At 47.4% G+C, this 25,453-nt stretch carries 28 protein-coding genes and 1 other RNA gene; 22 read left to right on the plus strand and 7 right to left on the minus strand.

The window, feature by feature from the left end:
- The first annotated feature begins 7 nt into the window (after positions 1-7).
- Positions 8-1,300: a phosphopyruvate hydratase gene (gene eno / locus ACH32G_RS08150; RefSeq protein ID WP_007409956.1), complete on the plus strand. Its 1,293-nt coding sequence runs from the start codon at positions 8-10 to the stop codon at positions 1,298-1,300.
- A gap of 29 nt (positions 1,301-1,329) precedes the next feature.
- On the opposite strand, the gene ACH32G_RS08155 is transcribed toward eno, so the two are convergent.
- Positions 1,330-1,791 (minus strand): GNAT family N-acetyltransferase, encoded by a 462-nt coding sequence (locus ACH32G_RS08155; RefSeq protein ID WP_448814186.1) that lies wholly within the window; start codon positions 1,789-1,791, stop codon positions 1,330-1,332.
- Between the two features lie 132 nt (positions 1,792-1,923).
- Here ACH32G_RS08155 and ACH32G_RS08160 point away from each other — a divergent pair, with 132 nt between their 5' ends.
- A complete protein-coding gene (locus ACH32G_RS08160; protein ID WP_448814187.1) occupies positions 1,924-3,702 on the plus strand; it encodes a zinc ribbon domain-containing protein in 1,779 nt (592 codons plus the stop codon).
- A 40-nt stretch (positions 3,703-3,742) separates the two neighbouring features.
- On the opposite strand, the gene ACH32G_RS08165 is transcribed toward ACH32G_RS08160, so the two are convergent.
- Positions 3,743-4,438 carry a zinc ribbon domain-containing protein gene (locus tag ACH32G_RS08165; RefSeq protein ID WP_448814188.1) on the minus strand — a complete coding sequence of 232 codons (696 nt, stop codon included), beginning with the start codon at positions 4,436-4,438 and terminating at the stop codon, positions 3,743-3,745.
- A gap of 412 nt (positions 4,439-4,850) precedes the next feature.
- On the opposite strand from ACH32G_RS08165, the gene ACH32G_RS08170 reads away from it, so the two are divergent.
- Positions 4,851-5,483, plus strand: a complete 633-nt coding sequence (locus ACH32G_RS08170) for an NAAT family transporter (protein ID WP_014471043.1) — start codon at positions 4,851-4,853, stop codon at positions 5,481-5,483.
- A 21-nt stretch (positions 5,484-5,504) separates the two neighbouring features.
- Here the strand turns inward: ACH32G_RS08170 and ACH32G_RS08175 are convergent, their stop codons facing one another.
- On the minus strand, positions 5,505-6,062 hold the full coding sequence (locus ACH32G_RS08175) for a GbsR/MarR family transcriptional regulator (RefSeq protein ID WP_366969799.1): 558 nt from the start codon (positions 6,060-6,062) through the stop codon (positions 5,505-5,507).
- Positions 6,063-6,322: 260 nt separating this feature from the next.
- On the opposite strand from ACH32G_RS08175, the gene opuCA reads away from it, so the two are divergent.
- The 4 genes from opuCA to opuCD are packed head-to-tail and all read left to right on the plus strand — an operon-like array spanning position 6,323 to position 9,759.
- Complete coding sequence (opuCA, locus tag ACH32G_RS08180) at positions 6,323-7,462, plus strand: osmoprotectant ABC transporter ATP-binding protein OpuCA (RefSeq protein WP_016937896.1); 1,140 nt, start codon at positions 6,323-6,325, stop codon at positions 7,460-7,462.
- 20 nt (positions 7,463-7,482) lie between these two features.
- Positions 7,483-8,136 carry an ABC transporter permease gene (locus tag ACH32G_RS08185; protein WP_045925938.1) on the plus strand — a complete coding sequence of 218 codons (654 nt, stop codon included), beginning with the start codon at positions 7,483-7,485 and terminating at the stop codon, positions 8,134-8,136.
- A gap of 37 nt (positions 8,137-8,173) precedes the next feature.
- The gene (gene opuCC, locus ACH32G_RS08190) at positions 8,174-9,067 is read left to right on the plus strand and encodes an osmoprotectant ABC transporter substrate-binding lipoprotein OpuCC (protein WP_448814288.1); all 894 of its coding nucleotides are present in this window, start codon (positions 8,174-8,176) and stop codon (positions 9,065-9,067) included.
- A 17-nt stretch (positions 9,068-9,084) separates the two neighbouring features.
- A complete protein-coding gene (gene opuCD / locus ACH32G_RS08195; RefSeq protein ID WP_448814189.1) occupies positions 9,085-9,759 on the plus strand; it encodes a glycine betaine/carnitine/choline/choline sulfate ABC transporter permease OpuCD in 675 nt (224 codons plus the stop codon).
- 32 nt (positions 9,760-9,791) lie between these two features.
- Here opuCD and ACH32G_RS08200 read toward each other — a convergent pair whose 3' ends face one another.
- Positions 9,792-10,325 (minus strand): GbsR/MarR family transcriptional regulator, encoded by a 534-nt coding sequence (locus ACH32G_RS08200; RefSeq protein ID WP_003151660.1) that lies wholly within the window; start codon positions 10,323-10,325, stop codon positions 9,792-9,794.
- Positions 10,326-10,610: 285 nt separating this feature from the next.
- Between ACH32G_RS08200 and ACH32G_RS08205 the strand changes: the two genes are divergently transcribed.
- The 9 genes from ACH32G_RS08205 to ACH32G_RS08245 all read left to right on the plus strand — a co-directional run bounded on the left by ACH32G_RS08205 (position 10,611) and on the right by ACH32G_RS08245 (position 18,457).
- On the plus strand, positions 10,611-11,756 hold the full coding sequence (locus tag ACH32G_RS08205; RefSeq protein WP_016937900.1) for a betaine/proline/choline family ABC transporter ATP-binding protein: 1,146 nt from the start codon (positions 10,611-10,613) through the stop codon (positions 11,754-11,756).
- Between the two features lie 16 nt (positions 11,757-11,772).
- Complete coding sequence (locus tag ACH32G_RS08210; RefSeq protein ID WP_064778609.1) at positions 11,773-12,426, plus strand: ABC transporter permease; 654 nt, start codon at positions 11,773-11,775, stop codon at positions 12,424-12,426.
- Between the two features lie 62 nt (positions 12,427-12,488).
- Positions 12,489-13,358: an osmoprotectant ABC transporter substrate-binding protein gene (locus tag ACH32G_RS08215; protein WP_193759249.1), complete on the plus strand. Its 870-nt coding sequence runs from the start codon at positions 12,489-12,491 to the stop codon at positions 13,356-13,358.
- Between the two features lie 18 nt (positions 13,359-13,376).
- Positions 13,377-14,054: an ABC transporter permease gene (locus tag ACH32G_RS08220; RefSeq protein WP_099743844.1), complete on the plus strand. Its 678-nt coding sequence runs from the start codon at positions 13,377-13,379 to the stop codon at positions 14,052-14,054.
- 110 nt (positions 14,055-14,164) lie between these two features.
- On the plus strand, positions 14,165-14,878 hold the full coding sequence (locus ACH32G_RS08225) for a lantibiotic protection ABC transporter ATP-binding protein (protein ID WP_047477181.1): 714 nt from the start codon (positions 14,165-14,167) through the stop codon (positions 14,876-14,878).
- Positions 14,875-15,609, plus strand: a complete 735-nt coding sequence (locus ACH32G_RS08230; protein ID WP_448814190.1) for a lantibiotic immunity ABC transporter MutE/EpiE family permease subunit — start codon at positions 14,875-14,877, stop codon at positions 15,607-15,609. Before ACH32G_RS08225 ends, ACH32G_RS08230 begins: the two co-directional genes overlap by 4 nt.
- Entirely contained in the window at positions 15,606-16,379 is a 774-nt protein-coding gene (locus ACH32G_RS08235; protein WP_448814191.1) for a lantibiotic immunity ABC transporter MutG family permease subunit, read from the plus strand. The genes ACH32G_RS08230 and ACH32G_RS08235 overlap by 4 nt, the downstream gene beginning before the upstream one ends.
- A gap of 21 nt (positions 16,380-16,400) precedes the next feature.
- A complete protein-coding gene (locus tag ACH32G_RS08240; protein WP_016937907.1) occupies positions 16,401-17,063 on the plus strand; it encodes a response regulator transcription factor in 663 nt (220 codons plus the stop codon).
- The gene (locus tag ACH32G_RS08245; RefSeq protein ID WP_448814192.1) at positions 17,054-18,457 is read left to right on the plus strand and encodes a sensor histidine kinase; all 1,404 of its coding nucleotides are present in this window, start codon (positions 17,054-17,056) and stop codon (positions 18,455-18,457) included. Before ACH32G_RS08240 ends, ACH32G_RS08245 begins: the two co-directional genes overlap by 10 nt.
- 83 nt (positions 18,458-18,540) lie before the next feature.
- Here the strand turns inward: ACH32G_RS08245 and ACH32G_RS08250 are convergent, their stop codons facing one another.
- The 3 genes from ACH32G_RS08250 to ACH32G_RS08260 form a co-directional block, all read right to left on the minus strand.
- Positions 18,541-18,858 carry a winged helix-turn-helix transcriptional regulator gene (locus tag ACH32G_RS08250; RefSeq protein WP_016937909.1) on the minus strand — a complete coding sequence of 106 codons (318 nt, stop codon included), beginning with the start codon at positions 18,856-18,858 and terminating at the stop codon, positions 18,541-18,543.
- Positions 18,859-18,938: 80 nt separating this feature from the next.
- Positions 18,939-19,370: a helix-turn-helix domain-containing protein gene (locus ACH32G_RS08255; RefSeq protein ID WP_448814193.1), complete on the minus strand. Its 432-nt coding sequence runs from the start codon at positions 19,368-19,370 to the stop codon at positions 18,939-18,941.
- A gap of 24 nt (positions 19,371-19,394) precedes the next feature.
- Positions 19,395-19,805, minus strand: a complete 411-nt coding sequence (locus ACH32G_RS08260; protein WP_045925948.1) for a helix-turn-helix domain-containing protein — start codon at positions 19,803-19,805, stop codon at positions 19,395-19,397.
- A gap of 195 nt (positions 19,806-20,000) precedes the next feature.
- Between ACH32G_RS08260 and ACH32G_RS08265 the strand changes: the two genes are divergently transcribed.
- The 6 genes from ACH32G_RS08265 (at position 20,001) to ssrA (ending at position 24,891) form a co-directional block, all read left to right on the plus strand.
- Complete coding sequence (locus ACH32G_RS08265) at positions 20,001-20,189, plus strand: helix-turn-helix domain-containing protein (protein WP_101605598.1); 189 nt, start codon at positions 20,001-20,003, stop codon at positions 20,187-20,189.
- 121 nt (positions 20,190-20,310) lie between these two features.
- Positions 20,311-20,541: a preprotein translocase subunit SecG gene (gene secG, locus ACH32G_RS08270; protein ID WP_013353627.1), complete on the plus strand. Its 231-nt coding sequence runs from the start codon at positions 20,311-20,313 to the stop codon at positions 20,539-20,541.
- Positions 20,542-20,659: 118 nt separating this feature from the next.
- The gene (locus ACH32G_RS08275) at positions 20,660-21,400 is read left to right on the plus strand and encodes an alpha/beta hydrolase (protein WP_016937913.1); all 741 of its coding nucleotides are present in this window, start codon (positions 20,660-20,662) and stop codon (positions 21,398-21,400) included.
- Positions 21,401-21,418: 18 nt separating this feature from the next.
- The gene (gene rnr, locus ACH32G_RS08280) at positions 21,419-23,752 is read left to right on the plus strand and encodes a ribonuclease R (RefSeq protein ID WP_269774284.1); all 2,334 of its coding nucleotides are present in this window, start codon (positions 21,419-21,421) and stop codon (positions 23,750-23,752) included.
- Between the two features lie 138 nt (positions 23,753-23,890).
- Positions 23,891-24,361, plus strand: a complete 471-nt coding sequence (gene smpB, locus ACH32G_RS08285) for an SsrA-binding protein (RefSeq protein ID WP_003151688.1) — start codon at positions 23,891-23,893, stop codon at positions 24,359-24,361.
- A 167-nt stretch (positions 24,362-24,528) separates the two neighbouring features.
- Positions 24,529-24,891: a transfer-messenger RNA gene (gene ssrA / locus ACH32G_RS08290) on the plus strand.
- Positions 24,892-25,453: the final 562 nt, after the last annotated feature.

Raw genomic sequence — 25,453 nt, forward strand, 5'->3', positions numbered from 1 at the left:
AAAACTCATGCCATACATTGTTGATGTTTATGCACGCGAAGTCCTTGACTCCCGCGGCAACCCGACAGTTGAAGTTGAAGTATATACAGAAACAGGAGCTTTCGGCCGCGCATTAGTGCCAAGCGGAGCTTCTACAGGCGAATACGAAGCGGTTGAGCTTCGTGACGGCGACAAAGACCGTTACCTTGGAAAAGGCGTGTTAACTGCTGTTAACAACGTAAACGAAATCATTTCTCCAGAGCTTCTCGGCTTTGACGTAACAGAACAAAACGCAATCGATCAGCTTTTAATCGAGCTTGACGGAACTGAAAACAAAGGCAAACTCGGTGCGAACGCTATCCTTGGCGTATCTATGGCTTGTGCGCGCGCAGCTGCTGATTTCTTACAGATCCCTCTTTATCAGTACCTTGGAGGCTTCAACTCAAAAACGCTTCCTGTACCGATGATGAACATCGTAAACGGCGGAGAGCATGCTGACAACAACGTAGACATTCAAGAATTCATGATTATGCCTGTAGGCGCGCCTAACTTCCGTGAAGCGCTTCGCATGGGCGCTCAAATCTTCCACAGCCTAAAATCAGTTCTTTCTGCTAAAGGCATGAACACAGCTGTAGGTGACGAAGGCGGATTCGCTCCGAACCTTGGTTCTAACGAAGAAGCGCTTCAAACAATCGTTGAAGCAATCGAAAAAGCCGGCTTCAAACCTGGCGAAGAAGTGAAACTTGCTATGGATGCTGCATCTTCTGAGTTCTACAACAAAGAAGACGGCAAATACCATCTGTCTGGCGAAGGCGTTGTGAAAACATCTGCTGAAATGGTTGACTGGTATGAAGAAATGGTTTCTAAATACCCAATCATCTCTATCGAAGACGGACTTGACGAAAACGACTGGGAAGGCCACAAACTTCTTACTGAGCGTCTTGGCAAAAAAGTTCAGCTTGTCGGTGACGACCTTTTCGTTACAAACACGAAAAAGCTTGCTGAAGGTATTAAAAACGGCGTAGGCAACTCTATCCTGATCAAAGTAAACCAAATCGGTACATTGACTGAAACATTCGATGCGATCGAAATGGCGAAACGCGCAGGCTACACTGCTGTTATCTCTCACCGTTCTGGTGAAACTGAAGACAGCACAATCGCTGACATCGCTGTGGCAACGAACGCAGGACAAATCAAAACAGGTGCTCCGTCCCGTACGGACCGTGTTGCGAAATACAACCAGCTTCTTCGCATCGAAGATCAGTTGGCTGAAACTGCTCAATACCACGGTATCAACTCTTTCTATAACTTGAATAAGTAATCGAAAAAACCTCCCCAAGGGGAGGTTTTTTATATGTCTGCATAAAGCCTTACCATATCGCGGCACTGTATCCCGTTTTCGAAAATCTCCTCTTCATAATGCCTGATGAAAAAATCATGGTCGATGGCTTGGAGTCTGAAGCCGCATTTTTGGTAAAGGGCAAGCTGGCCTATACTGGAGTTGCCCGTTCCGATTTCAATAGTCGCTGCTCCCATTTGTTTTGCCTTATTCATGGCTTCTTCTATGAGCCTTCTGCCGATGCCGTTATTCTGCATTGATTCGTTTACCGCAATATTGACGATTTCCACCGTTTTTGGTCTTGTTTTTAAAAGGACGAAGACCCCTGCAAGCTCGTCTGACGTCCAAGCCGTATAGCATTCGCCTCTGGCAAGATAATCATCGACAATTTCCCTCGACGGATCAGCCAGCAGCAATAGTTCATACAGCGCTTCATCCCGCCCTGCCGCTTTTCGGATGCTCAGTTTTTGCATGTCCGTTTCTCCTCCTTCATTGTGATCGGCAACTATTTTTTCAAAATAACTCCAAAATCATTCTACTTTATTATAAAATATGAAACATAGGAAAAGTTATACAAGTTTTGCAGATTGAATAGGGGGAAAGTCATGTTTTTTTGTAAATATTGCGGCCGACAGAATAATGAAGAAGCTCGTTTCTGTAAAGAATGCGGAAAGCCGATCGGGAAAGGAAGCCGGCTGGAGCGGCAGGCGGCTGAATCCGCATCACAGCCGAGAAAGCCGATCCCTAAAAAAACGCTCTTCCTATGGGGAGGCATCGCCGCAACGCTCATCTTATTGATTGCCGCATATAAAACCGGAGCCTGGCTGACATCTGAAAAAAGGCTCACGGATCAATTCGAACAGGCGGTTCATGACGGGGATACGAAAAAGCTCGCAGCCCTTCTCACCCCTTCAGATAAAAAATTGAAGCTGAATGAGACCAATGTCAAACCGCTCCTTGCATACGCAAAGAAACACGGTGAACTGCTGGAATCGCTTCGCAGCAATTCATCTGAAAAAGATGCGGTATACGTCAAAAAAGAGGGAAAAACCCTTCTCTTGTTCGACCATTATGAACTGAAAGTCGATCCGGTTTATTTCCGCATCACAAGTAATTATAAAGGCGCCGATCTTTACATCAACAGCGAGAAAACCGGTACGGTCAAAAAAGCCGATGAAACCCAAACATTCGGCCCGTATGCACCCGGTGTCTATACGGCGGAAGCCAAGCTTCAAAATGACACGGTTGACGTTGGCAAAAAGCAAGAGGCGGAGGCAGCCGGCAGCCGGAATGTTGAGTTGGACCTGCCGTTAGACGCCGAGGATGTGACGTTCACTCCGGCAGACAGCTTCAAAAACGCGAAAGGCGATCTGCTGATAAACGGCAAGTCCGTCCATAAAGACCCTTTTAAGTCCGTTACATACGGCCCGCTCTTAACTGACGGCTCCATGACAGCCGCCGTGGAGGCTGATTTTCCTTGGGGGGAAACAAAAACTGCCGATGTTCCGATCAACGGCACTGATATGGAATTAACGCTAATTCCCGATCAAGATACACAAAAAACAATCATGGACACGATTGTCAAAACAACGAAGCAGTATACAAAAGCGATGGCAGACGGAAATACGGACCAGATGACCGAGGCTGGTTCAGCGTGGAAGGAGCAGACGAAAGAAGTGGTTTCCGGCATGAAGAGTTCCGGCACTTTTTTGAAGGATCAGTATAAAGAGACAAGCTTTGATCTGGACTCATTTGCGATTTCACAAGAGAACGGCCGCTGGCAAGTAACTGTTACGGGTAAAGAGCTTCATGAGTCTGCTTATTTCGACGAGAATACGAAGCCTGATATGGAAGAGGCTGAACCGAGCTTTCATTATATACTGTCATATGATCCAAAGCATAAAAAATGGGTTTTTGAAAAAGCTGATCCAGCCTCAGATTCTTCTGGGGCAAATGTGAAAAAAATAAAAAACGACCAGCCGAAAACCTACACATCCGCATGGGCGTCATCCAAAGGAAAGGCAGCTTCAGGCAGCCTCACGAATGAACAAGTCACATCGTTTATGGTTGATTACCTGACAAACCAATCAAGCGCCGTCAGCCTGAACAATTTCGCGATCATGGCGGGCAATTTGGAAGAGGGAAGCCCTTTGTATGCTGATCAGCAAAAATTGGTTAAAAAACTATACGGCGAGGGAACGACAGAAGTATTTAATGAAGTGAATGTAAAAAGCTTTTCGCAGAACGGCTCCCATCTGACGATTCATACGTATGAGGAGTTTTATATTACGAAAGCCGGCGGCAGTCCGAAGCTCAGAACATATCATTGGACGTACGGCGGCGTTGTGAAAGACGGAAGAATTTATTTAACATCCATTCAATAAAAAAATCCCCGCGCCAATCAGGCGGCGGGGGTTTTCGTTTTTAAAAGAAAAAATAATTCATAAGTTCTTTTGTGTAATGCTTGATCGTGAATTGAAACGTTACGCAAATGATGAAATAGATGACGATAACAGCATAAGTGATATCCGCTTTAGCCGTGAGCTGATGCTGGTAGCTCGCCAGCATGAGCGGAGGCACGGCAAACGCCGCTCCTAATAGACCGACAGCCAGAATGGTAAAGCAAAAGGTTGTGTGCATCAGCATAAAAATGAGTGCGAGAAGCAAAATAGCCGTAAACGGAATCAAAAACGCCCCGAATCTGGACAGCGAATCTTTAAATGACACCTGCGCGCCGCCGGCCTTCAACGCAATAAAAATCAAGAGATACAGGCAGAATACACATATCGCAAAGGTAAGCGCCGGTTTGATCACAACCGCGGTAAAACTGACGTCACGAAAGCCGTCTGATAAGAAAATATACATCATAATCGGCGTTATCAGACAGAAAAGCACCATGTTGATTATGCTGCTGACAAGCTGTTCACTGCCTGTCGTTTTGCATGTCTGATACGGTTTCTTTAAAACATTAAGCACGAATAAGGCAAATTGCTTTGAAGCCTGTTTAGCAGCGGCGCCGGCCTGCATTTGGCCTGAACCGGTCTGGTTGGGCTGGGGCGCACCGCACTTTTCACAAAACTTTCCGCCATCTGTATGATGGCCGCATTGAGGACAATACATTCTAAAACTCCTTTTACATGTAATATAGGGATTTTGTTCAATATTTACATTATAAAAGAAAATAGGGCGGATGTAACGGAGATTTCTAAAGATATACAATTCACTTTCTCTATTATTTGATAATAGAGAAAAAGTACCCATTATGGTAGAATTTTTAACGAGAGTATTGATCAGGGTGATAGAGGAAATTAACAGATGCTAAAAAAATTAAAAATGCTTTATCGGCTGTTGAAATTCGGAAAAGGCTTATGGAGATAGCAAACGGAAAAAACCGTCCTGTAAGGGCGGTTTTTTTCTGTTTCCGGATCGGCCGGCTGAGGTTACAAAAAGCAGGCACCGGGGTAAAAATGATGCATAAGAAGCAGCGGAAAACAAAACATAAATCACAACGGCAAGTCATAAGGAGGTACGCATGTTTTCATTTATCATTCATGTCTTCATTTCCCTGTTTGCAGTGTCCAACCCCATCGGAAACGTGCCGATTTTTCTTTCACTGACAGAGGGCTACCCGGAGAAAGAACGGACGGCGATCGCACGCAAGGCGTCCGTGCTGTCGTTTATCATCTTGGCGGCATTTTTAATCTTCGGCCATCTGATCTTTAAACTGTTTGACATTAATATTCATGCCCTGCGTATCGCGGGCGGTATTTTTATTTTCGGCATCGCTTATAATCTTTTGAACGCGAAACAATCACATGTACAGTCCCTTCATCATGAAGAGAAAGGGGAAAGCAAGGAGAAAGCGGATATTTCCGTGACGCCTCTGTCGATTCCGATTATCGCCGGTCCCGGTACGATTGCGACGGTAATGAGTCTGTCGGCCGGCCACGGCGGCATCTTCCATTACATCAGCGTGCTGATCGGTATTGCGGCCGTCATCGCGATGACGTTCATCTTCTTTCACTATTCTTCTTTCATCAGCAACAAGCTCGGGAAAACCGAAATGAACGTGATTACCCGGCTGATGGGTTTGATTTTGGCGGTAGTGGCGATCGGCATGATCGGCGCCGGTCTGAAAGGCATGTTCCCGATATTGGTTTCCTGACTTAAAAAAAGCAGCGCCCGGTTATCTGCGGGCGCTGCTTTTTTCTCTTTTCGGCACATGCTGAAACACTTCTTCACTCTCAAAAAATTCTATCAAACGGCTCAGCCAGTCATAATAATGGAGCCAGTCCGTCAGTTCGTTCAAAAGCTGACGGGCTTTTTCTTCAATTTCGGGACTGAGGTTTTCCGATTCCAGAAGCTCAGTCAGCTCACGGTTCAGCTTCTTATACAGCATTTTATTTTTGCTGACCGCCTTTGTCCAATTTGCCGTAAACAGGGAGATAAACGTCTGGTAATAATCACGCTCCACGTCGTAAAGGTCTTTCCGAACGCCTTTTTCAAACACTTTTTCAGCCAGATTGGCATCGGTCATCTCGCGGACCACCTGGCTCATCCTCGTTTTGCTCATGCCGGTCGCCTCTGACAGCTCATTTAACGTCATCGGCTTTCGGTTCATATAAATAATACCGAGCACACGCCCCAGTGTGGCCGGCATTCCGAATGTATGCATATTCTCGGCGATTCTCTCAATGAGATGCTCTTCAGCTTGACCGATGATATCAAGAGCGTTTTTTTCCACGGCTGATCATCCCTTCACTGGCTTTTCATGCTGACAATATATCATATTTTTTACAGTTGTTGAAAAAGATGATGCGGCAGGATATGCGAGCTATCCGGAGCGATTGTAAGAACGTCCCCGTTGTCAGCGGGATAACATCAAATAATACGTGTATTATATATAATTTCAACACGTTGTAAACTTTTTATTTTATAAACTTCATCTTATAATAAAGATTATACTTTTCAGAAAAATAACGGAATCCTTCGGAGGTGCACGGATTGCTGAGATTAGAAAATGTATCAAAAATCTATAAAGGCGGAAAAAAAGCCGTCAACAGCATTGATCTAAATATCGAAAAAGGCGAGTTTATTTGTTTTATCGGGCCGAGCGGCTGCGGAAAAACAACGACGATGAAAATGATTAACAGACTGATTGAGCCGTCATCAGGAAAGATTTTTATCGATGGCGAAAACATCATGGAGCAGGACCCCGTGGAGCTGAGACGGAAAATCGGCTACGTCATTCAGCAGATCGGACTTTTCCCCCACATGACCATTCAGCAGAACATTTCCCTCGTGCCGAAACTGCTGAAATGGCCGGAACAAAAGCGGAAGGAACGGGCGCGGGAGCTTTTGAAGCTCGTCGATATGGGCCCGGAATATTTAGACCGCTATCCTCATGAGCTGAGCGGCGGACAGCAGCAGAGAATCGGCGTGCTGCGCGCCCTGGCAGCGGAACCTCCCCTTATTCTCATGGATGAACCGTTCGGAGCGCTTGATCCGATTACACGTGATTCGCTTCAGGAAGAATTCAAAAAACTGCAAAGAACACTGAATAAAACGATTGTGTTTGTAACCCACGACATGGATGAAGCTATTAAGCTGGCTGACCGGATCGTCATTTTAAAAGCGGGAGAGATCGTTCAGGCCGGCACTCCTGATGACATCCTCCGAAATCCGGCTAATGAGTTTGTCGAAGAATTTATCGGCAAAGAACGGTTATTGCAATCAAGACCGGACATTGAACGCGTCGAGCAAATGATGAACAAAAAGCCTGTCACCGTTACGGCGGACAAAACGCTTTCGCAGGCGATACAGGTGATGCGGGAGCACCGGGTCGATTCCCTGCTTGTCGTTGATGACCTGAATGTGCTGCAAGGATATGTAGATGTCGAAATCATTGATCAGAACCGGAAAAAAGCAAGCCTCGTCGGCGACGTGCTCCGCTCTGATCTGTATACGGTCGAACAGGGGACGCTGCTCCGCGATACTGTACGCAAAATTTTAAAGCGCGGAATGAAATACGTGCCCGTCGTTGATGAACAAAGGCATTTGGTCGGGATTGTCACGAGAGCGAGCCTTGTCGACATCGTTTACGATTCAATCTGGGGCGAGGAAGACCAGCTGGTGACAGGCTGACAAGGGGAGGAACGCTTACAATGAATGAAATGATCAAGTTTTTGCAGACGAACGGCGGAGAGCTGTTATATAAAACGTGGGAGCATTTATATATTTCAATCATCGCCGTCATATTAGGCATTCTCGTCGCCGTTCCGCTCGGAGTGGCGCTGACGAGAATGAAAAAGGGCGCAGGCGCTGTCATCGGCGCCGTCAACATTGTGCAGACCTTGCCAAGTCTCGCGATACTGGCATTCTTTATCCCGCTGTTAGGGGTGGGAAAGCTGCCGGCGATCGTCGCGCTGTTTTTCTATTCGGTGCTGCCGATTCTCCGGAACACGTACACCGGCATTCAAGGCGTAAACAAAAATCTGCTGGAATCGGGAAAAGGCATCGGGATGACGGTCTGGGAGCAGATCAGGCTTGTGGAACTGCCGCTTGCGGTTCCGGTGATCATGGCGGGCATCCGCACATCCACCATTTATCTGATCGGCTGGGCGACGCTTGCTTCCTTTATCGGGGGCGGCGGGCTCGGAGACTATATTTTTATCGGCCTGAACCTCTATCAGCCTGAATATATTATCGGCGGCGCCGTGCCCGTCACCATTTTAGCCATTATCATCGATTATCTGCTGGCGGCGACGGAACGGAAGGTGACGCCGAAAGGGCTGAAAGGACTGAAGGAAGTATCATAAGGAGTTGGCTGTTTTGAAAAGAAACCTAAAGAGATGGATGTGCGCGCTGGCGCTGTCGGCTGCTCTGCTTTTAGGCGGCTGTTCCCTTCCCGGGCTGAGCGGGGCTTCCGATGATACGATTAAAATCGGGGCGCAAAGCATGACGGAATCAGAAATTATCGCCAATATGCTCGCACAGATGATTGAGCACAATACAGAATTGAATACGGCATTAATTAAAAACCTCGGATCAAACTATGTCCAGCAGCAGGCGATGCTCGGCGGTGAAATCGATATCGCCGCGACGCGCTACTCAGGAACTGACTTAACGAGCACCCTCGGCATGGAGGCGGAAAAAGATCCGAAAAAAGCATTATCCATCGTGCAGAAAGAATTTGAAAAACGCTTCCATTACAAATGGTTTGACTCTTACGGGTTTGAGAACACATACGCGTTTACCGTCACGAAAAAGCTTGCGGAAAAAGACCATTTAGACAAAGTGTCCGATATTAAGAAGTATGCGGATCAATTTAAGCTCGGTGTAGATAATGCGTGGCTGAAACGAAAAGGCGACGGCTATAAGGGCTTTACCGACACGTACGGCTATGAATTCGGCACAACCTATCCGATGCAGATCGGACTTGTATACGATGCCGTGAAAAACGGGAAAATGGACGCCGTCCTCGCCTATTCAACGGACGGACGGATCAAAGCATACGATCTGAAAATTTTAAAAGACGACAAGCAGTTTTTCCCGCCGTATGACTGTTCCCCGGTCATCCCCGACAGCGTGCTGAAACAGCATCCGGAACTGAAAGGCATTGTGAATAAACTGATCGGCAAAATTGATACGGAAACGATGCAGGAATTGAATTACGAGGTGGACGGCAAGCTGAAAGAACCGTCCGTCGTCGCTAAAGAATTTTTGGAGAAACATCATTATTTTGAATAAGAAATGAGGTGGGGCAAATGGAAGTGCTGCAGCAGCTCGGCACTTATTATTCTCAAAACGGCGCCTATGTGCTTCAGGAGTTTTACCGCCATTTTCTCATGTCGGTATACGGCGTTTTATTTGCGGCGATCGTTGGGATTCCGCTCGGCATCTTCATTGCCAGATACAGAACATTAAGCGGCTGGGTATTCGCGGTGACAAACGTGATTCAGACCGTGCCGGCGCTTGCGATGCTCGCGGTGCTGATGCTCGTCATGGGGCTCGGCGCCAATACGGTGATTTTGTCGCTGTTTTTATATTCGCTTCTTCCGATCATCCGGAATACGTACACGGGAATCGCCAGCATTGAACACGCTTATCTTGAATCGGGAAAAGCGATGGGCATGACCAAATTTCAAGTGCTTCGCATGGTGGAATTGCCGCTTGCGCTCTCCGTCATCATGGCGGGGCTGCGGACGGCGCTCGTCATCGCGATCGGCATTACGGCAATCGGTACGTTTGTCGGCGCAGGCGGCCTCGGTGACATTATTGTCAGAGGCTCAAACGCCACGAACGGGACCGCGATTATTTTAGCCGGCGCCATCCCGACAGCGCTGATGGCTGTTATCACAGATCTTGTGATGGCGTGGCTGGAGCGGGCGCTGAGTCCGGGGAGAAAGAAAAAACGAACCAAAGCGCCGAATGCGGCATGAAAAAAACGCCTTGCGGGTCAGGGCGTTTTTTCTTATGGCTTCGGAACATGCTTGAAAATTTCTTCGCTTTCGAAAAACTCGATCAGGCGGCTGATCCAATTGTAGTAATCAAGCCAATCCTTTAATTCTTTCAGCAGTTCATTGATTTTTTCCTCAGCTTCCTCCGGCACGCCGTTTTCAAGAACGGCCGTCAGTTCGCGGTTCAGCTTTTTATGCATCATCTTATTTTTGCTGACGACCTTGCTCCATGTGGCCGTAAACAGCGTAATAAAGGTTTGGTAATAATCCTGCTCGACGTCGTATAAATCTTTGCGGACGCCTTTTTCAAACACTTTTTCCGCCAGATTGACGTCAAGCATTTCACGGACGGCCTGGCTCATTCTCGTTTTGCTCATGCCGGTCGCTTCTGATAATTCAGTTAAGGTCATCGGCTTGCGGTTCATATAAATAATGCCTAAAATGCGTCCCACCGTCGCGGGCATCCCGAATGTATGCATATTTTCAGCGATTCGTTCTATTAAATGATCTTCGGCTTGTTCGATTACGTGTAACGGATCTTTCTCCAACAGTTTCAATCCTTTCAGTCAGCAATTCCGATGTCAATATACCATATTTTTAAACCGGCGGAAATGCTCTTCCGAGAGAATTTGGCAGTAATTCGGAGCAATAAGAAGAACTTTGCCGGTCAATACGGGTAAATCAGTGCTTACACAACCTTTATATATAATATGGACAAATTGTAAACTTTTTAATTTATAAAGTTTAATTTATAATGGGAAACATTCAATTGTCTGAAAAGTTAAATACAAATTTAACGAATTGAATAAACTTAATCATGGAGGTGTGAGTGTTTGCTGACATTAGAAAATGTCTCGAAAACGTATAAAGGCGGAAAAAAAGCCGTCAACAGCATCAATCTGAATATCGCTAAGGGCGAATTTATTTGTTTTATCGGACCGAGCGGCTGCGGGAAAACGACGACGATGAAAATGATCAACCGCTTAATTGAACCGACGGAAGGCAGAATCCTGATAGAGGGCCGAAACATTATGGAACAAGACCCGGTGGAACTCAGAAGAAGCATCGGCTATGTCATTCAGCAGATCGGGCTGTTTCCGCATATGACCATTCAGCAGAACATTACCCTCGTTCCGAAACTTTTAAAACATCCTGCAAAAGAACGGAAGGAACGGGCGCGGGAGCTTTTAAAGCTCGTTGATATGGGGCCTGAATATTTAGACCGTTACCCTCATGAACTGAGCGGAGGACAGCAGCAGCGAATAGGTGTATTACGGGCACTTGCCGCAGAGCCGCCGCTTATCTTAATGGATGAACCGTTCGGGGCGCTTGACCCGATTACGAGGGATTCCCTTCAGGAAGAATTTAAAAAACTGCAAAAAACCTTACATAAAACCATCGTATTTGTTACCCATGATATGGACGAAGCCATCAAGCTTGCGGACAGAATCGTCATTCTGAAAGCGGGAGAAATCGTCCAAGCCGGAACGCCTGATGACATTCTCCGATTTCCGGCGAATGAATTTGTTGAGGAGTTTATCGGCAAAGAACGGCTGATTCAATCATCCAGCCCTGATATTGAACGGGTGGAGCAGATCATGAATTCCGCTCCTGTGACGGTAACACCTGAGAAAACGCTGTCAGCCGCCATTCAGCTGATGCGCGCCGAGCGGGTGGATTCGCTGCTCGTCATTGATGAGAAGAACGTTCTCCAAGGTTATGTCGATGTGGAAATGATTGACCGCAAACGAAGACAGGCGGCAACCGTCGCGGAAGTGCTCGAGCGCGATCTATACACGGTCAGAAGCGGCACCCTGCTTCGCGACGCCGTCCATAAAATTTTAAAAAGAGGCATGAAATTTGTGCCCGTCATTGATGAAGCCGGCCGTTTAACGGGAATCGTGACAAGGGCAAGCCTCGTTGACATCGTCTATGACTCCATTTGGGGAGAAGAGAAAGAACTCGCGGTGATGTCATGAGGAGGCTTCAATTGATATGAATCAAACCGTGCAATTTTTACAGACAAACGGTGCAGAACTGCTTTATAAAACATGGGAGCACTTGTACATCTCATTAATCGCCGTCATGGCGGGCATTCTCGCCGCCGTTCCGCTCGGCGTCCTGCTGACGAGGATGAAAAGAGGCGCTGGCCCAGTCATCGGCATCGTCAATATCATTCAAACTTTGCCGAGCCTTGCCATTCTCGCATTTTTTATTCCGCTTTTAGGCGTGGGAAAGGTCCCGGCCATTGCGGCGCTGTTTTTCTATTCCGTGCTGCCGATTCTCAGAAACACGTATACGGGAATCCTCGGCGTCAACCGGCATCTTCTTGAATCGGGAAAAGGGATCGGCATGACCGCATGGGAGCAGATCAGGCTTGTAGAGCTTCCGCTTGCCGCCCCGGTCATCATGGCGGGCATCCGGACGTCGGCGATTTATTTGATCGGCTGGGCGACGCTCGCCTCCTTTATCGGCGGAGGCGGACTCGGGGATTACATTTTTATCGGCTTGAACCTTTATCAGCCGGAGTATATTATCGCTGGCGCCGTTCCGGTCACGATGTTAGCGGCCGCCGTCGACTGCTTGCTCGGGATGACAGAACGGAAAGTCACGCCTGACGGGCTGAAGGACATAAAAAATGCTTCATAAGGAGGAAGTCTCTCGTGGGGAATAGATGCAAAAAACGGCTGCTCGCATTCGCCTGTATCGGCATGCTGCTCCTTGGCGGCTGTTCGCTTCCGGGATTGAGCGCCGCGTCGGAGGATACCATCAAAATCGGGGCGCAAAGCATGACCGAATCAGAAATCATCGCGAGCATGCTCGGACAGATGATTGAACATCACAGCGATTTGAAAACAACCGTTATTAAAAATCTCGGCTCCAACGCCGTACAGCAGCAATCCTTGATAAACGGTGATATTGATATCGCCGCGACGCGCTATACAGGAGACGCGCTGACGGGCACGCTTCGCATGGAGCCGGAAAAAGACCCGGACAAAGCGCTGCGGCTCGTTCAGCGTGAATTTCAAAACAGATATGATATGAAATGGTTTGATTCTTACGGCTTTGATAATACATACGTCTTTACCGTTTCCGGACAGCTTGCCCGCAAATACCATTTAGAAACGGTATCCGATGTCAAAAAAGAAGCGTCTCATCTGAAATTCGGCGTTGATAACTATTGGATGAAGCTGAGAGGCAACGGATATCAGGATTTTATGAACACATACGGAATGTCATTTGAAGGCACGTATCCGATGCAGATCGGCCTCGTTTACGACGCGCTGAAAAGCAGGAAGATGGATATCGCGCTCGCTTATTCCACCGACGGAAGAATCATTGCTTACGGACTGAAAACGCTGAAAGATGATAAGCGGTTCTTTCCTCCGTACGACTGTTCACCCGTCGTTCCGAAACGTGTATTAAACGAGCATCCCGAGCTGGAAGGCGTGATCAATCAAATGATCGGCGCGATTGATACGAAGATGATGCAGAAAATGAATTACGAAGTCGACGGCCAATTAAAAGAGCCGTCCGTCGTGGCAAAGGAATTTTTAGAAAAACATCATTACTTTGAATAACGGAAAGGAGATGTGCGGATGGACACGCTGAAAGAGCTGTTTACGTATTACGCTCAAAACGGCAGCTATGTTCTGTATGAGTGCTGGCGGCATTTTCTCATGTCGGCGTACGGCGTCGTTTTCGCCGCCGCTTTCGCCATTCCGGCCGGCATTGTGACAGCAAGGCACGGGCGTCTCTCCGGCTGGGTGTTTGCTGTGGCGAACGTGATTCAAACCGTTCCGGCGCTGGCGATGCTCGCCGTCCTGATGCTTGTCATGGGACTTGGCGCCAATACGGTCATCACGGCTTTGTTTCTGTATTCACTGCTGCCGATTCTCAGGAATACGCACACGGGCATTATTAATATTGATCACGCTTATCTTGAGTCGGGAAAAGCGATGGGCATGACGAAATATCAAGTGCTCCGCATGGTGGAGCTGCCGCTTGCGCTTTCCGTCATTATGGCGGGTCTTCGAACGGCGCTCGTCATTGCGATCGGCATCACGGCAATCGGCACCTTCGTCGGCGCAGGCGGCCTCGGGGATATGATCGTCAGAGGCTCGAACGCGACAAACGGAACCGCCATTATTCTTTCGGGCGCCATTCCGACTGCACTGATGGCGGTAGCCGCAGACCTGCTGATGGCGTGGCTGGAACGAGCCCTCAGCCCTGTGAAAAAACAAAAAAGAAAGCTGATCGTACGCTCAGCCTCATGAAAAAAAGCATTCTTCTGCGTGAAGGATGCTTTTTTTGATTTCTTGATTAAATTTTGATAACTGCGCTGTAAAGTCTTACATATCAAATAACAAAGCAGAGGGGTAATCATATGAGCAACATCTTAGAAACGAGACAGCTGCAAAAATCATTCGGCAGACAACAGGCAGTGGCTGATGTGTCTCTATCGGTTAAGCGCAACAGTATTTACGGCCTGCTCGGTCCGAACGGCGCCGGAAAATCAACGACTCTTAAAATATTGACCGGCATCTTGCAGCAAACATCCGGCGAGGTTCTGTTCGACGGGCATCCATGGAAGCGCGAAGATTTGAAAAAGATCGGTTCCCTGATTGAAGCGCCGCCGCTTTACAGCAACCTGACAGCCGCTGAAAACCTGAAAGTCCGCTGCGTGATGCTCGGGCTTCCTGATTCAAGAATTGCGGAGGTGCTGGAAATCACGGGATTAACGGGAACCGGAAAAAAGCGCGCCGGCCAATTTTCCATGGGAATGAAACAGCGTCTCGGCATTGCGTTGGCATTAGTCAACCGTCCGTCGCTCTTAATTCTTGACGAGCCGACAAACGGATTGGACCCGATGGGGATTCAGGATTTGCGGGAATTTATCCGCTCCTTGCCCGGACAGGGAATGACGGTAATTTTATCAAGCCACCTGTTATCAGAAGTGGAGCAGATCGCAGACCATATCGGAATCATCAGTGACGGTGTTTTGGGATATCAGGGAGAAATCAGCCGGGAAGACGATCTGGAGCAGCTGTTTCTGGAGGTAGTCAAATCAACACGGGAGAAAGCGGGGACAGGAAAATGATTCAGTACATGCAGGCGGAACACCTTACATCTAGAAGAACATTTATCAGAAAGCTCATCATTCTGATTCCGCTTCTGAACACGGCTTTTTCTTTTCTGCTGAATAAGGCCTATTTTATGACGGGCACGTTCAATTGGTGGGCGGTTATTTTCATGCCGCTCATGATTGCTCTAATGTGCGGTTTATCTGTTAAAAAAGAGAAAAAATCTGCGCATGACCGCGCGGTGTACTCATTGCCGGCAGGCTTAAAAAGCATATGGCTCTCAAAAATAAGCTTGAGCGCGCTGTATTCACTCCTGTCGCAAATCGTCTTTTTCATCATCATGTTTTTACTTGGCCTTGTATTTCCGGGAATTGCTGCGCTGCAGCTGAAAGGCGTTGAAGCGGGCTCCCTTTTATGGCTGACGACGCTTTGGGAAATCCCATTGTGCTTATGGATTGCCAGACAGTTCGGATTTACGGCAGTCATTCTCGCGAATATGATCGCCGCTTTTGTTTTGGGTATTGTGCCGGCGTCCGGTTCATTGTGGTGGCTGAGTCCATGGAGCTGGTCAGTCCGGGTGATGTCACCGATTCTCGGGATCCATCCGAACGGAATTCCGCTTCCTGCAGACAGCGGCTTATTAAACGGAAACGTAATCTTTCCGGCTATTATTCTTTCTATCCTTTCTTTTATCGCAATAAGTTTGATTTCCGCCGTGTCTTTTGCAAAAGGGGGAAACCGGTCATGACCGTGCTTTTACGATATATGTGGGCCGATGTATTAAAAATGAAGCGCACGCCGCTCATATGGATGCATGTTGCGGCGCCGGCCGTATGCGCGGGATTTTTCCTGTTATATATGATGTATGGAAGGATTCAGGAGCCTTATGTGCTGTACAGCGTCTTCTTCAGCGCGATTGCCGTTTTATACCCTTTAATCATCAGTATTGTCTGCGGCATGTCTGCCTCCGTCGAGGAACAGGCGGGTCATTTTCAGATGATGCTGGCGGTTCCGTATTCGAAAATCGTCAGTTTTGCGGGCAAGCTGCTTCTATTGCTGCTGTTGAATGTGTTATCGATAGGTCTTGCCATCTGTCTTTATTTGGCGGGGATGAAATTTGTTCTTCACATCAATGACCTTCCGTACTTTCTCTTTTTAAAGGGAGGGGCGTGGCTGATTGCCGGCAGTATTCCGCTTTATATGATGTCTTTTTTTGTCGGCATACAGTACGGCATGGGACCGTCCGGGCTTTTGGGGGGAGCGGGTTTATTAATGGCGGCGCTGATGAATACGGGATTGGGCGATGTCATCTGGCGTTTTTTTCCGTGGGCATGGAGCGTGCGGCTGTCGGGCCTTGCAGGACTGCTGCATTTTGATAAAGTCAAAAAAGAGTTCCTCCCTTATGTGAGATACGATATGAGATTCGGAGAAATAATGTTATATTTTTCTATAGTGATATTATGTCTGGCCGGCCTCCATTGGTGCAGAAGATGGGAAGGGCGGCGTTCATATGAATAAAGGCAAGGAGCGATTCGGCCGGTGGCAAACATTTTAGCGGTAGATGATGAAAAAGATATTCTCGTTCTGATCAGAAACATTTTACAGCGTGATCAGCATACAGTAACGATTCTGGAAAAAGCGGAAGATCAGTCATTGGATTTTTTTCAAGGCTATGATTTGATTCTTCTTGATGTCATGATGCCCGGAACCGACGGGATTGAACTCTGCCGGAGGATTCGGCCGCTGGTGGACAGCCCGATCCTGTTTTTAACGGCAAAGTCTGACGAAGAATCCATTGTGAAAGGCCTCATGACAGGCGCTGATGATTACATCACAAAGCCGTTCGGCGTACAGGAATTGATGGCAAGGGTAAACGCTCATGTCAGAAGGGAACAGCGGGAAAAGCGTCAGACAAAACGTCTGATATCAGGCTTCATGTTTGATTTTGACAATAAAGAAGTATGGTTTGATGACCGGAAACTGCCTCTTACGAAAAACGAATATAAAATCGTAGAATTTCTGGCACAGCATAAAAACAGAACATTCTCACGGGAGCAGATTTACGAGGAAGTGTACGGCTTGGACGGCGATGCGCTCTATTCAACCATTACGGAGTTTATCAGAACCATCCGGAAAAAATGTAAAGAACACGGGGCTGATCCGATCAAAACGGTGTGGGGTGTCGGATACAAATGGGAATAGCAAAAGGAAAATCCAGCATCCGCAAAGAGCTTATCAAATTTACCATCACGCTGTGTCTGAGCACGATGGGGGTGGCGGCATTATGCGTCGCCTTAAATGCCATTGCCCTGAATGCCGGAGCGATCCTGCCGGCAAATTACAGCGAGCATGAGGCGGAACAGATCAAGCCCCGCCTGAAATCGGCGGAAAAGATAACAGAAGAAATGATCCCCGACGGTATGACATACGCCGTTTTTGATAAAAAAACAAAGCGGATGACGAAAGGAACGATGACGGAAAAAGACGCGGCCAGCGCCAGAAAAAAGATCCAGCATCAGCCGTATTTTAATTATGCTCAAAAAGGTTTCATGGTGGTTGATCGGAAAAATGAATACGGCGTTCTTCAATATTCACTCAGGTCGGAATTTCAGTCGCCGCTGCTAAGGCGCTATCTGCCGAATTATGAATGGACGGGTCTTGCGGTTCTGATCTCTTTGCTTCTTTTAACTGTGTTTATCGTGACGACGCGATTCGCCAATCAGCTGAGACGGCATTTCAGCACACTCAGCTCCATTACGGCAAGCATTCAAAAACAGAATTTAAATATCAATCCCAAAAGGCCGCGTATCAAGGAATTTGACGATGTCATTGACTCTCTGCTGAAAATGAAAGACGCGCTTCAGGCATCTCTGGCGGCGCAATGGGAGGCGGAGCGGATAAAGAAGGAACAGATCGGCGCGCTTGCGCATGATATTAAAATTCCGGCAACGATCATTAAAGGAAATGCCGAGCTGCTTCAGTTAACAGAACCTGATGAGGAACAGACGGAATACACGCAGTATATCCTTGATGCCGGAAACAAAATCGAGCAATATGTCGGGCAGCTGATTCAGCTTTCTAAAGCGGAGGAGGCAGTTGCCGTTCATCTGGAATATACCGATCTCAAAGAGTGGGCTCAAAACATATATCGTGACGCGGCGGCGCTAGCGGGGCCGAAACAGATTGATCTCGTCCTCAGTGAGCGGGGCATTGACCGAAAAGAAGCGCCGATTGATCAAGAACTGCTCCGCAGGGCGGTCATGAATATCGCGGCGAATGCCGTCGACTATACGCCGGAAAGAGGAGAAATCCGTGTGGACGTCCTATGCACCGATACCGCACTCAGTATTGCTGTATCTGACAGCGGAAGCGGGTTCTCGCAGGAAGCGCTGAAAAGGGCGACACAGCTTTTTTACACGGAGGATAAAAGCAGACATTCGGCGGGGCATCACGGCATGGGGCTTACATTCGCCCATCATGTCGTGCATCTTCACCACGGCGAATTAATACTTGAAAATCAAGAGTCTGGAGGAGCCCGTGCGGAAATCCGAATTCCGCTGGAAGGCATCAGACAAAAACAAGCCCTGCACGCATGAGGGCTTGTTTTCCTGTGTAAGAAAGGCAAAATGAAAACGGCTGTCCGTTTGAGAGATCAGCCGCTTATGCGGAAAAGCGTTTATCAGGAAGGATCAATCCATGTTGAAGACCACTTGGAAATTTCCTCTAAAATAGGGGCTAATGCGCAGCCTTTTTTCGTTAAAGAATACTCAATACGGACAGGCGTTTCGGGGATAACATCCCGTTTGATGACACCTTCTGTTTCAAGTTCTTTCAGACGTTCTGACAAGACTCTTCCGCTTAAATTCGGAAGCGCCGCTTCAATTTCGCTAAATCGCTGCTGTCCGTTCAATAACTGAAAGACGATTAGAGCCACCCAGCGTTTACTTAGGATGTCGACCGCTTTTTCGAATCTGGGGCACATTTCTGATTGGTTCATGCTTTTTCACCTCGTCTTCTGCTATTATACCGCAAAATCGGAGGGAACGTACGTCTGGCGCTTGTTAAGTTGCGGGAGGATCAAAAAGAGGATGAGGAATTCGGGGAGCGCTTTTTCGCTTCAGCCGCGATAAAATCAAAGTATTTGCTGACGCTTTCAATGTCTTCCTTTGTGAAGTGCTTCCACTTTTTGCTGTCAAACAGCGGCAGATGCTCCGCGCCTCTGTCAACGGCGGTCTGATAGATGGCGCGGATGGATTGATAGCTTTCGGATGTTTCGCGGATTTCCTCCTGAAATGCCTTGATGTGTCCGGCACGCGCCATTAACTCTTCGTACGGAATTTTTAATGTGTCCGCCAATTTCTTGATGGTCGCCGGTTTAGGAATGCCGCGGTGCCCGTTTTCAATTCTGGAAATGGTCGCCGAACTGACGCCGGAATAGACGGCAAGCTGATTGACGGTAAGCTTCCGGGCGCGGCGCAGCTCTCTTAATTGCTTTCCGAATGTGTTCAATAAGATCGCCTCACATGTGCAAAGTCATGAGTCTTCATTTTTTCTTTTTTTGGCTTCCGCTGACAAGAACGCAAAGTATTTATCAAGCAGAACCAAGTCTTCTTTCGACAGGTGCCGCCAGTTCTCCCGCTCCAAAAGTGATAAATCATCCAGCTCATACGTTTCGGCTTTTTCCAGCAAGGTGCAGCCTGTGTCGTATGAGGCTCTCGTTTCCTGAACGGTCTCTATGTATCCCGCCGTCTGCATCAATTCCTCATACGGGATTTTTAACGCATCTGCGAGCTTTTTAATGGTTGCAGGTTTCGGCACCCCGCGTTTGCCGTTTTCAATCCGCGAGATTCCCGCGGCGCTGACGCCTGAATACGTTGCCAGCTGGTTCACTGTCAGATGCCGTTTTTCCCGCAATGTCCGTAATTGTTTCCCGAAGCTTTCCACAGTCTCTCCCCCTCCCGCGGTCTAATTATATTCTAGTATGTTTATTGACTAAAGGGAATAGTCAGGCTGGAAAAGTATTGACAAAAGTTAACAAAAGCCGTATCTTATGTATAAGAAAGAAAGTATTTGACAGAACGGAAGGTGAAGAAAGTGGTCGAAAAGATACAGATCAGAAGAGATTATGTGCTGCAGTATATGGTCAATAATGACTACTCGTTAAACCAGCTCGCCCTGGAGATCGGAATATCTCCCGCCACACTGAGCCGTGTACTGAATGGAGAGCGGAGGCCGGGCCAGCTGGTCATCGGAAAAATGCTCTATTACTTTGACATGAAGTTTGAAGATCTTTTTTACTACGATTTTGTTGACAAAAGTCAACAGTGATGAAAGATTCAAATTGCATTTCCGTTTTTCTGACATGATGTGCACCGATACGGCGTGACATGCCTTTGCTTTTCATGTAAAATAGAAGCAATGTAGGCCAGTCAGTCTGGAGGTGTATGGGATGCACACTTTATTGATTACCTTATTGGTTATCGTCAGTATTGCACTTATTATTGTCGTATTGCTTCAATCCAGCAAAAGCGCCGGTTTATCGGGTGCGATTTCAGGCGGGGCGGAGCAGCTTTTCGGAAAACAGAAAGCAAGGGGCCTTGATCTGATTCTTCACCGCACAACCGTTGTGCTGGCAGTCTTGTTTTTCGTGTTGACGATTTCGCTGGCGTATATCGTATAAGGCAATGTTTGTATAAGGTCTGATTTAATATCAGGCCTTTTTCTTGTTGAGAGACGGCGTTTGTTTCTCGCAAAACTGTGGAAAACTAAATTGAATGTGCAAAAAAGGGGTTATGAGCATGAAAATTGTGACACCAAAACCATTTACATTTAAAGGCGGAGACAAGGCGGTGCTTCTGCTGCACGGGTTTACGGGAAATACGGCAGACGTCAGAATGCTCGGCCGCTACTTAAATGAGCGCGGCTACACTTGTCACGCGCCTCAATATAAAGGGCACGGCGTTCCGCCGGAAGAGCTGGTACATACGGGACCTGAAGATTGGTGGAAAGACGTCATGGACGGGTATGAATATTTACAATCTGAAGGCTATGAAAACATTGCGGCCTGCGGACTGTCGCTTGGCGGGGTTTTTTCATTGAAATTGGGTTACACTGTACCCATAAAGGGAATTGTTCCTATGTGTGCTCCGATGCACATTAAAAGTGAAGAGGTTATGTACGAAGGAGTTCTCTCCTACGCGCGCAATTATAAAAAATTCGAAGGAAAACAGCCGGAGCAGATTGAAAAGGAAATGAAGGAGTTTGAAAAAACGCCGATGAATACGCTCAAATCGCTTCAGGAGCTGATTGCCGATGTGCGCAAAAACGTCGACATGATCTATTCCCCGACATTTGTGGTTCAGGCACGGCATGACCATATGATTAACACAGACAGTGCAGACATCATTTACAACGAGGTGGAAACGGACGACAAACAGCTGAAATGGTATGAAGAGTCAGGACATGTCATTACGCTGGACAAAGAACGGGACCTCGTTCATCAGGATGTGTACGAATTTTTAGAGAAACTCGATTGGTAACAAACAGGAGGTCGGATAATGGAAAAAGAAGCGTTTATGGACCGTCTTCTCGCGTTTATGAAGGAAGAGGCGTACAAGCCCCTTACCGTTCAGGAACTCGAGGAGATGCTGAACATCACGGAAGCCGAAGAATTTAAAGAACTGGTAAAAGCGCTGGTGGCGCTCGAGGAGACCGGACAGATCGTCCGCACCAGAAGCAACCGCTACGGGCTTCCGGAAAAAATGAATTTAGTAAAAGGAAAAATTTCCGCGCATGCAAAGGGATTCGCGTTCCTATTGCCGGAGGATACCTCTTTAAGCGATGTGTTTATTCCGCCGAATGAGCTGAATACGGCTATGAACGGCGATATCGTCATGGTGCGGCTCAATTCCCAGTCAAGCGGATCGAGACAGGAAGGCACGGTCATCCGCATCCTGGAAAGAAGCATCGACCGCGTCGTGGGCACATACACAGAAACGAAAAGCTTCGGCTTTGTCATCCCGGATGATAAGAAAATCACGAGTGATATTTTTATTCCGAAACATGCCAATAACGGCGCTGCGGAAGGCCATAAAGTCGTCGTCAAACTGACAAGCTACCCTGAAGGCAGAATGAACGCCGAAGGAGAAATCGTTGAAATACTCGGCCATAAAAATGATCCGGGCATCGATATTTTATCAATCATCCATAAGCACGGCCTGCCGGGAGATTTTCCGGCTGAAGCGATGGAGCAGGCGACAAGCACGCCCGATACCATCGATGAAAAAGACATCAAAGACCGCCGTGATCTCCGCGATCAGGTCATTGTCACCATTGACGGCGCGGATGCGAAGGATCTGGATGACGCCGTCACTGTAACAAAGCTTGATAACGGCAGCTACAAGCTCGGCGTCCATATTGCCGATGTCAGCCATTACGTCACGGAGAATTCCCCGATTGACAAAGAAGCGCTGGAAAGAGGGACAAGCGTGTACTTGGTTGACCGGGTCATTCCGATGATCCCGCACAGACTGTCTAACGGAATCTGTTCTTTAAATCCGAAGGTTGACCGCCTGACGCTTTCCTGCGAAATGACAATCAACCAGCAGGGACAGGTGACAGAGCACGAGATCTTCCAAAGCGTCATTAAAACGACGGAAAGAATGACCTATTCAGATGTCAACCGGATTCTCACAGAAGACGACGCCGAGCTGAAAGAAAGGTATGAGCCGCTCGTCCCGATGTTCAAAGACATGGAACGTCTGGCGGAAATTCTCCGGGCGAAACGGATGGACCGCGGCGCCGTGGATTTTGATTTCAAAGAGGCGAAGGTGCTCGTCGATGAGGAAGGCGCCGTAAAAGACGTCGTCATCAGAGAGCGCTCAGTAGCGGAAAAGCTGATTGAAGAATTCATGCTTGTGGCAAACGAAACGGTGGCCGAGCACTTCCATTGGATGAACGTGCCGTTTATTTACCGGATTCACGAAGAGCCGAACGCCGAAAAACTGCAAAAGTTCCTGGAGTTCGTCACGACATTCGGTTATATCGTCAAAGGGAAAGCCGGAGACATTCATCCGCGCGCGCTGCAAAGCATTCTTGACGAAGTGCGGGACCGTCCGGAAGAAACGGTGATTTCAACCGTCATGCTCCGTTCCATGAAGCAGGCGAAATACGATCCGCAAAGCTTGGGCCATTTCGGGCTGGCGACTGAATTTTATACGCACTTCACATCGCCGATCCGCCGTTATCCTGACTTAATCGTTCACAGGCTGATCAGAACGTATTTGATCAACGGACAATCGGACGAAGCGACTCAGGAAAAGTGGGCCGAACGCCTTCCGGAAATCGCTGACCATACGTCAACGATGGAACGGCGCGCCGTTGATGCAGAGCGGGAAACGGACGATCTGAAAAAAGCGGAATATATGCTTGATAAAATCGGTGAGGAATTTGACGGCATGATCAGTTCCGTCACAAACTTCGGAATGTTCGTCGAGCTGCCGAATACGATTGAAGGGCTTGTGCACGTCAGCTTTATGACGGATGATTATTACCGTTTTGACGAGCAGCATTTCGCCATGATCGGCGAACGCACGGGCAACGTTTATCGGATCGGAGACGAAATCACGGTCAAAGTCGTCGACGTCAATAAAGATGAGAGAAACATCGACTTTGAAATTGTCGGCATGAAAGGCAGCCGCCGTCCGAGAGAAACAACAGGCGACCGCAGAAAACGCGGCAGACCGGCGCGGAAACGCGTGTTAAACAGCAATACCCCGGCTTCACCGCCGAAATCGGAGGAAAAAGGGGAATGGTTTACAAAACCGAAGAAGAAAAAGAAAAAACGCGGTTTCCAAAACGCGCCGAAACAAAAACGCAAAAAGAAGAAGTAAATGCGAAAAGCAAATGGGGCATAATGCTCTGTTTGCTTTCTTTCGCAAGCCGCATTTTCATTGTCGCGGAACGCTCCATTTGCTAAAATAAAGCGTATCGTACCATGAACGGTTTTTGCGGAGAGAGGAGGATAAGGCATGCCAAAAGGATCAGGCAAAGTATTATCACAAAACAAAAAAGCAAACCATGATTACTTTATAGAAGAAACTTATGAAACAGGCATCGTGCTGCAGGGGACGGAGATTAAGTCCATCCGCGCCGGCCGCGTAAACATGAAGGATTCCTTTGCGAAAATCGAGCGCGGCGAAGTGTTCCTCCACAATATGCACATCAGCCCGTACGAGCAGGGAAACCGCTATAACCACGACCCGCTCCGGACGAGAAAGCTTTTGATGCACAGGAAAGAAATCAATAAGCTGATCGGCCTGACGAAAGAGAAAGGCTATTCCCTCGTGCCGCTGAAGCTGTACTTGAAAAACGGCTTCGCCAAAGTGTTAATCGGCCTCGGAAAAGGGAAGAAAACATACGATAAACGCGAAGATTTAAAACGAAAAGACGCCAAAAGAGAAATCGAAAGAGCGTTCAGAGACAGACAAAAAGGCTTCTGATGCCTGAGCCTTGATGTGATGACTGCCCTATGCTATACTGTTCACACATCAGATTCACAGGCTGTTTATTGAAGACATTCCCAATTGAATTTGTCTGTGATCATGATATAATAACAGTACAGCCAGTTGAGCAAGAGCTTGATAGATCTCCCGTATACCCTTAACAAGGGGACGTTACGGATTCGACAGGGATGGATCGAGCTTGAGCTGCGAGCCGAGAGGCGATCTCGTTAACACGCACCTAAATATAACTGGCAAAACTAAAAGTTTTAACCAAAACTTAGCACTAGCTGCCTAATAAACGCAGCGAGCTCTTCCTGACATTGCCTATGTGTCCGTGAAGAGCACATCCAAGTAGGCTACGCTTACGTTCCCGTCTGAGAACGTAAGAAGAGACTGACAGACTAGCTCTCGGAAGGCCCGCCCGCAGGCACGAAGACGAGTGAAACACAAAATATGCAGGCTACGCTCGTAGACGCTTAAGTAATCGATGTTTCTGGACGTGGGTTCGACTCCCACCGTCTCCATACATAACGCCGAAACCGCAGTGTTATCAAGGCTTCCAAAGCTTTCGATGGCACTGCGGTAACATTTTGGCAACATTTTTTAAAATTCTTCGTTTTCTCCCTTTGTGCTGAAAGGAAGATGGCTTTCGTGTTAATGCCATACCTCCTCATATCTAATTTCCTGCCGGTATATTTTAATTTCCCTTACTACTCATTCACTACTTTAAAGGATAATCTAAAAGATGATTTTTCTGTGCTGTATGTTTGCTTTATCTTATCATTTTGTATTATCTGTTTTTCTGTATTTTGACAAATATTAAGTTGTCCAGGAAATACAGTAAAGAATAGAGATAAAGCCAACAGAATTACAATGCTCTTTGTCTGCTTGTTTTCAGAATGAGATGAAAGATAGGGACTGAATTGCGGAGTATTTTTTTCAGTCTCGTACATGGTTCTTCTGTTTAGATTTTAAATGAAATTGTTTTCTGAATAGAAAATGTTTCGGTTTATACTTGAAGTTAGTGAAAAGTATTAGCTATTTCGGGAATTACATACAATATAAACTAGAATTAATTCATGTTATCAT

This window comes from Bacillus sp. CIS52 (genome assembly GCF_053545315.1).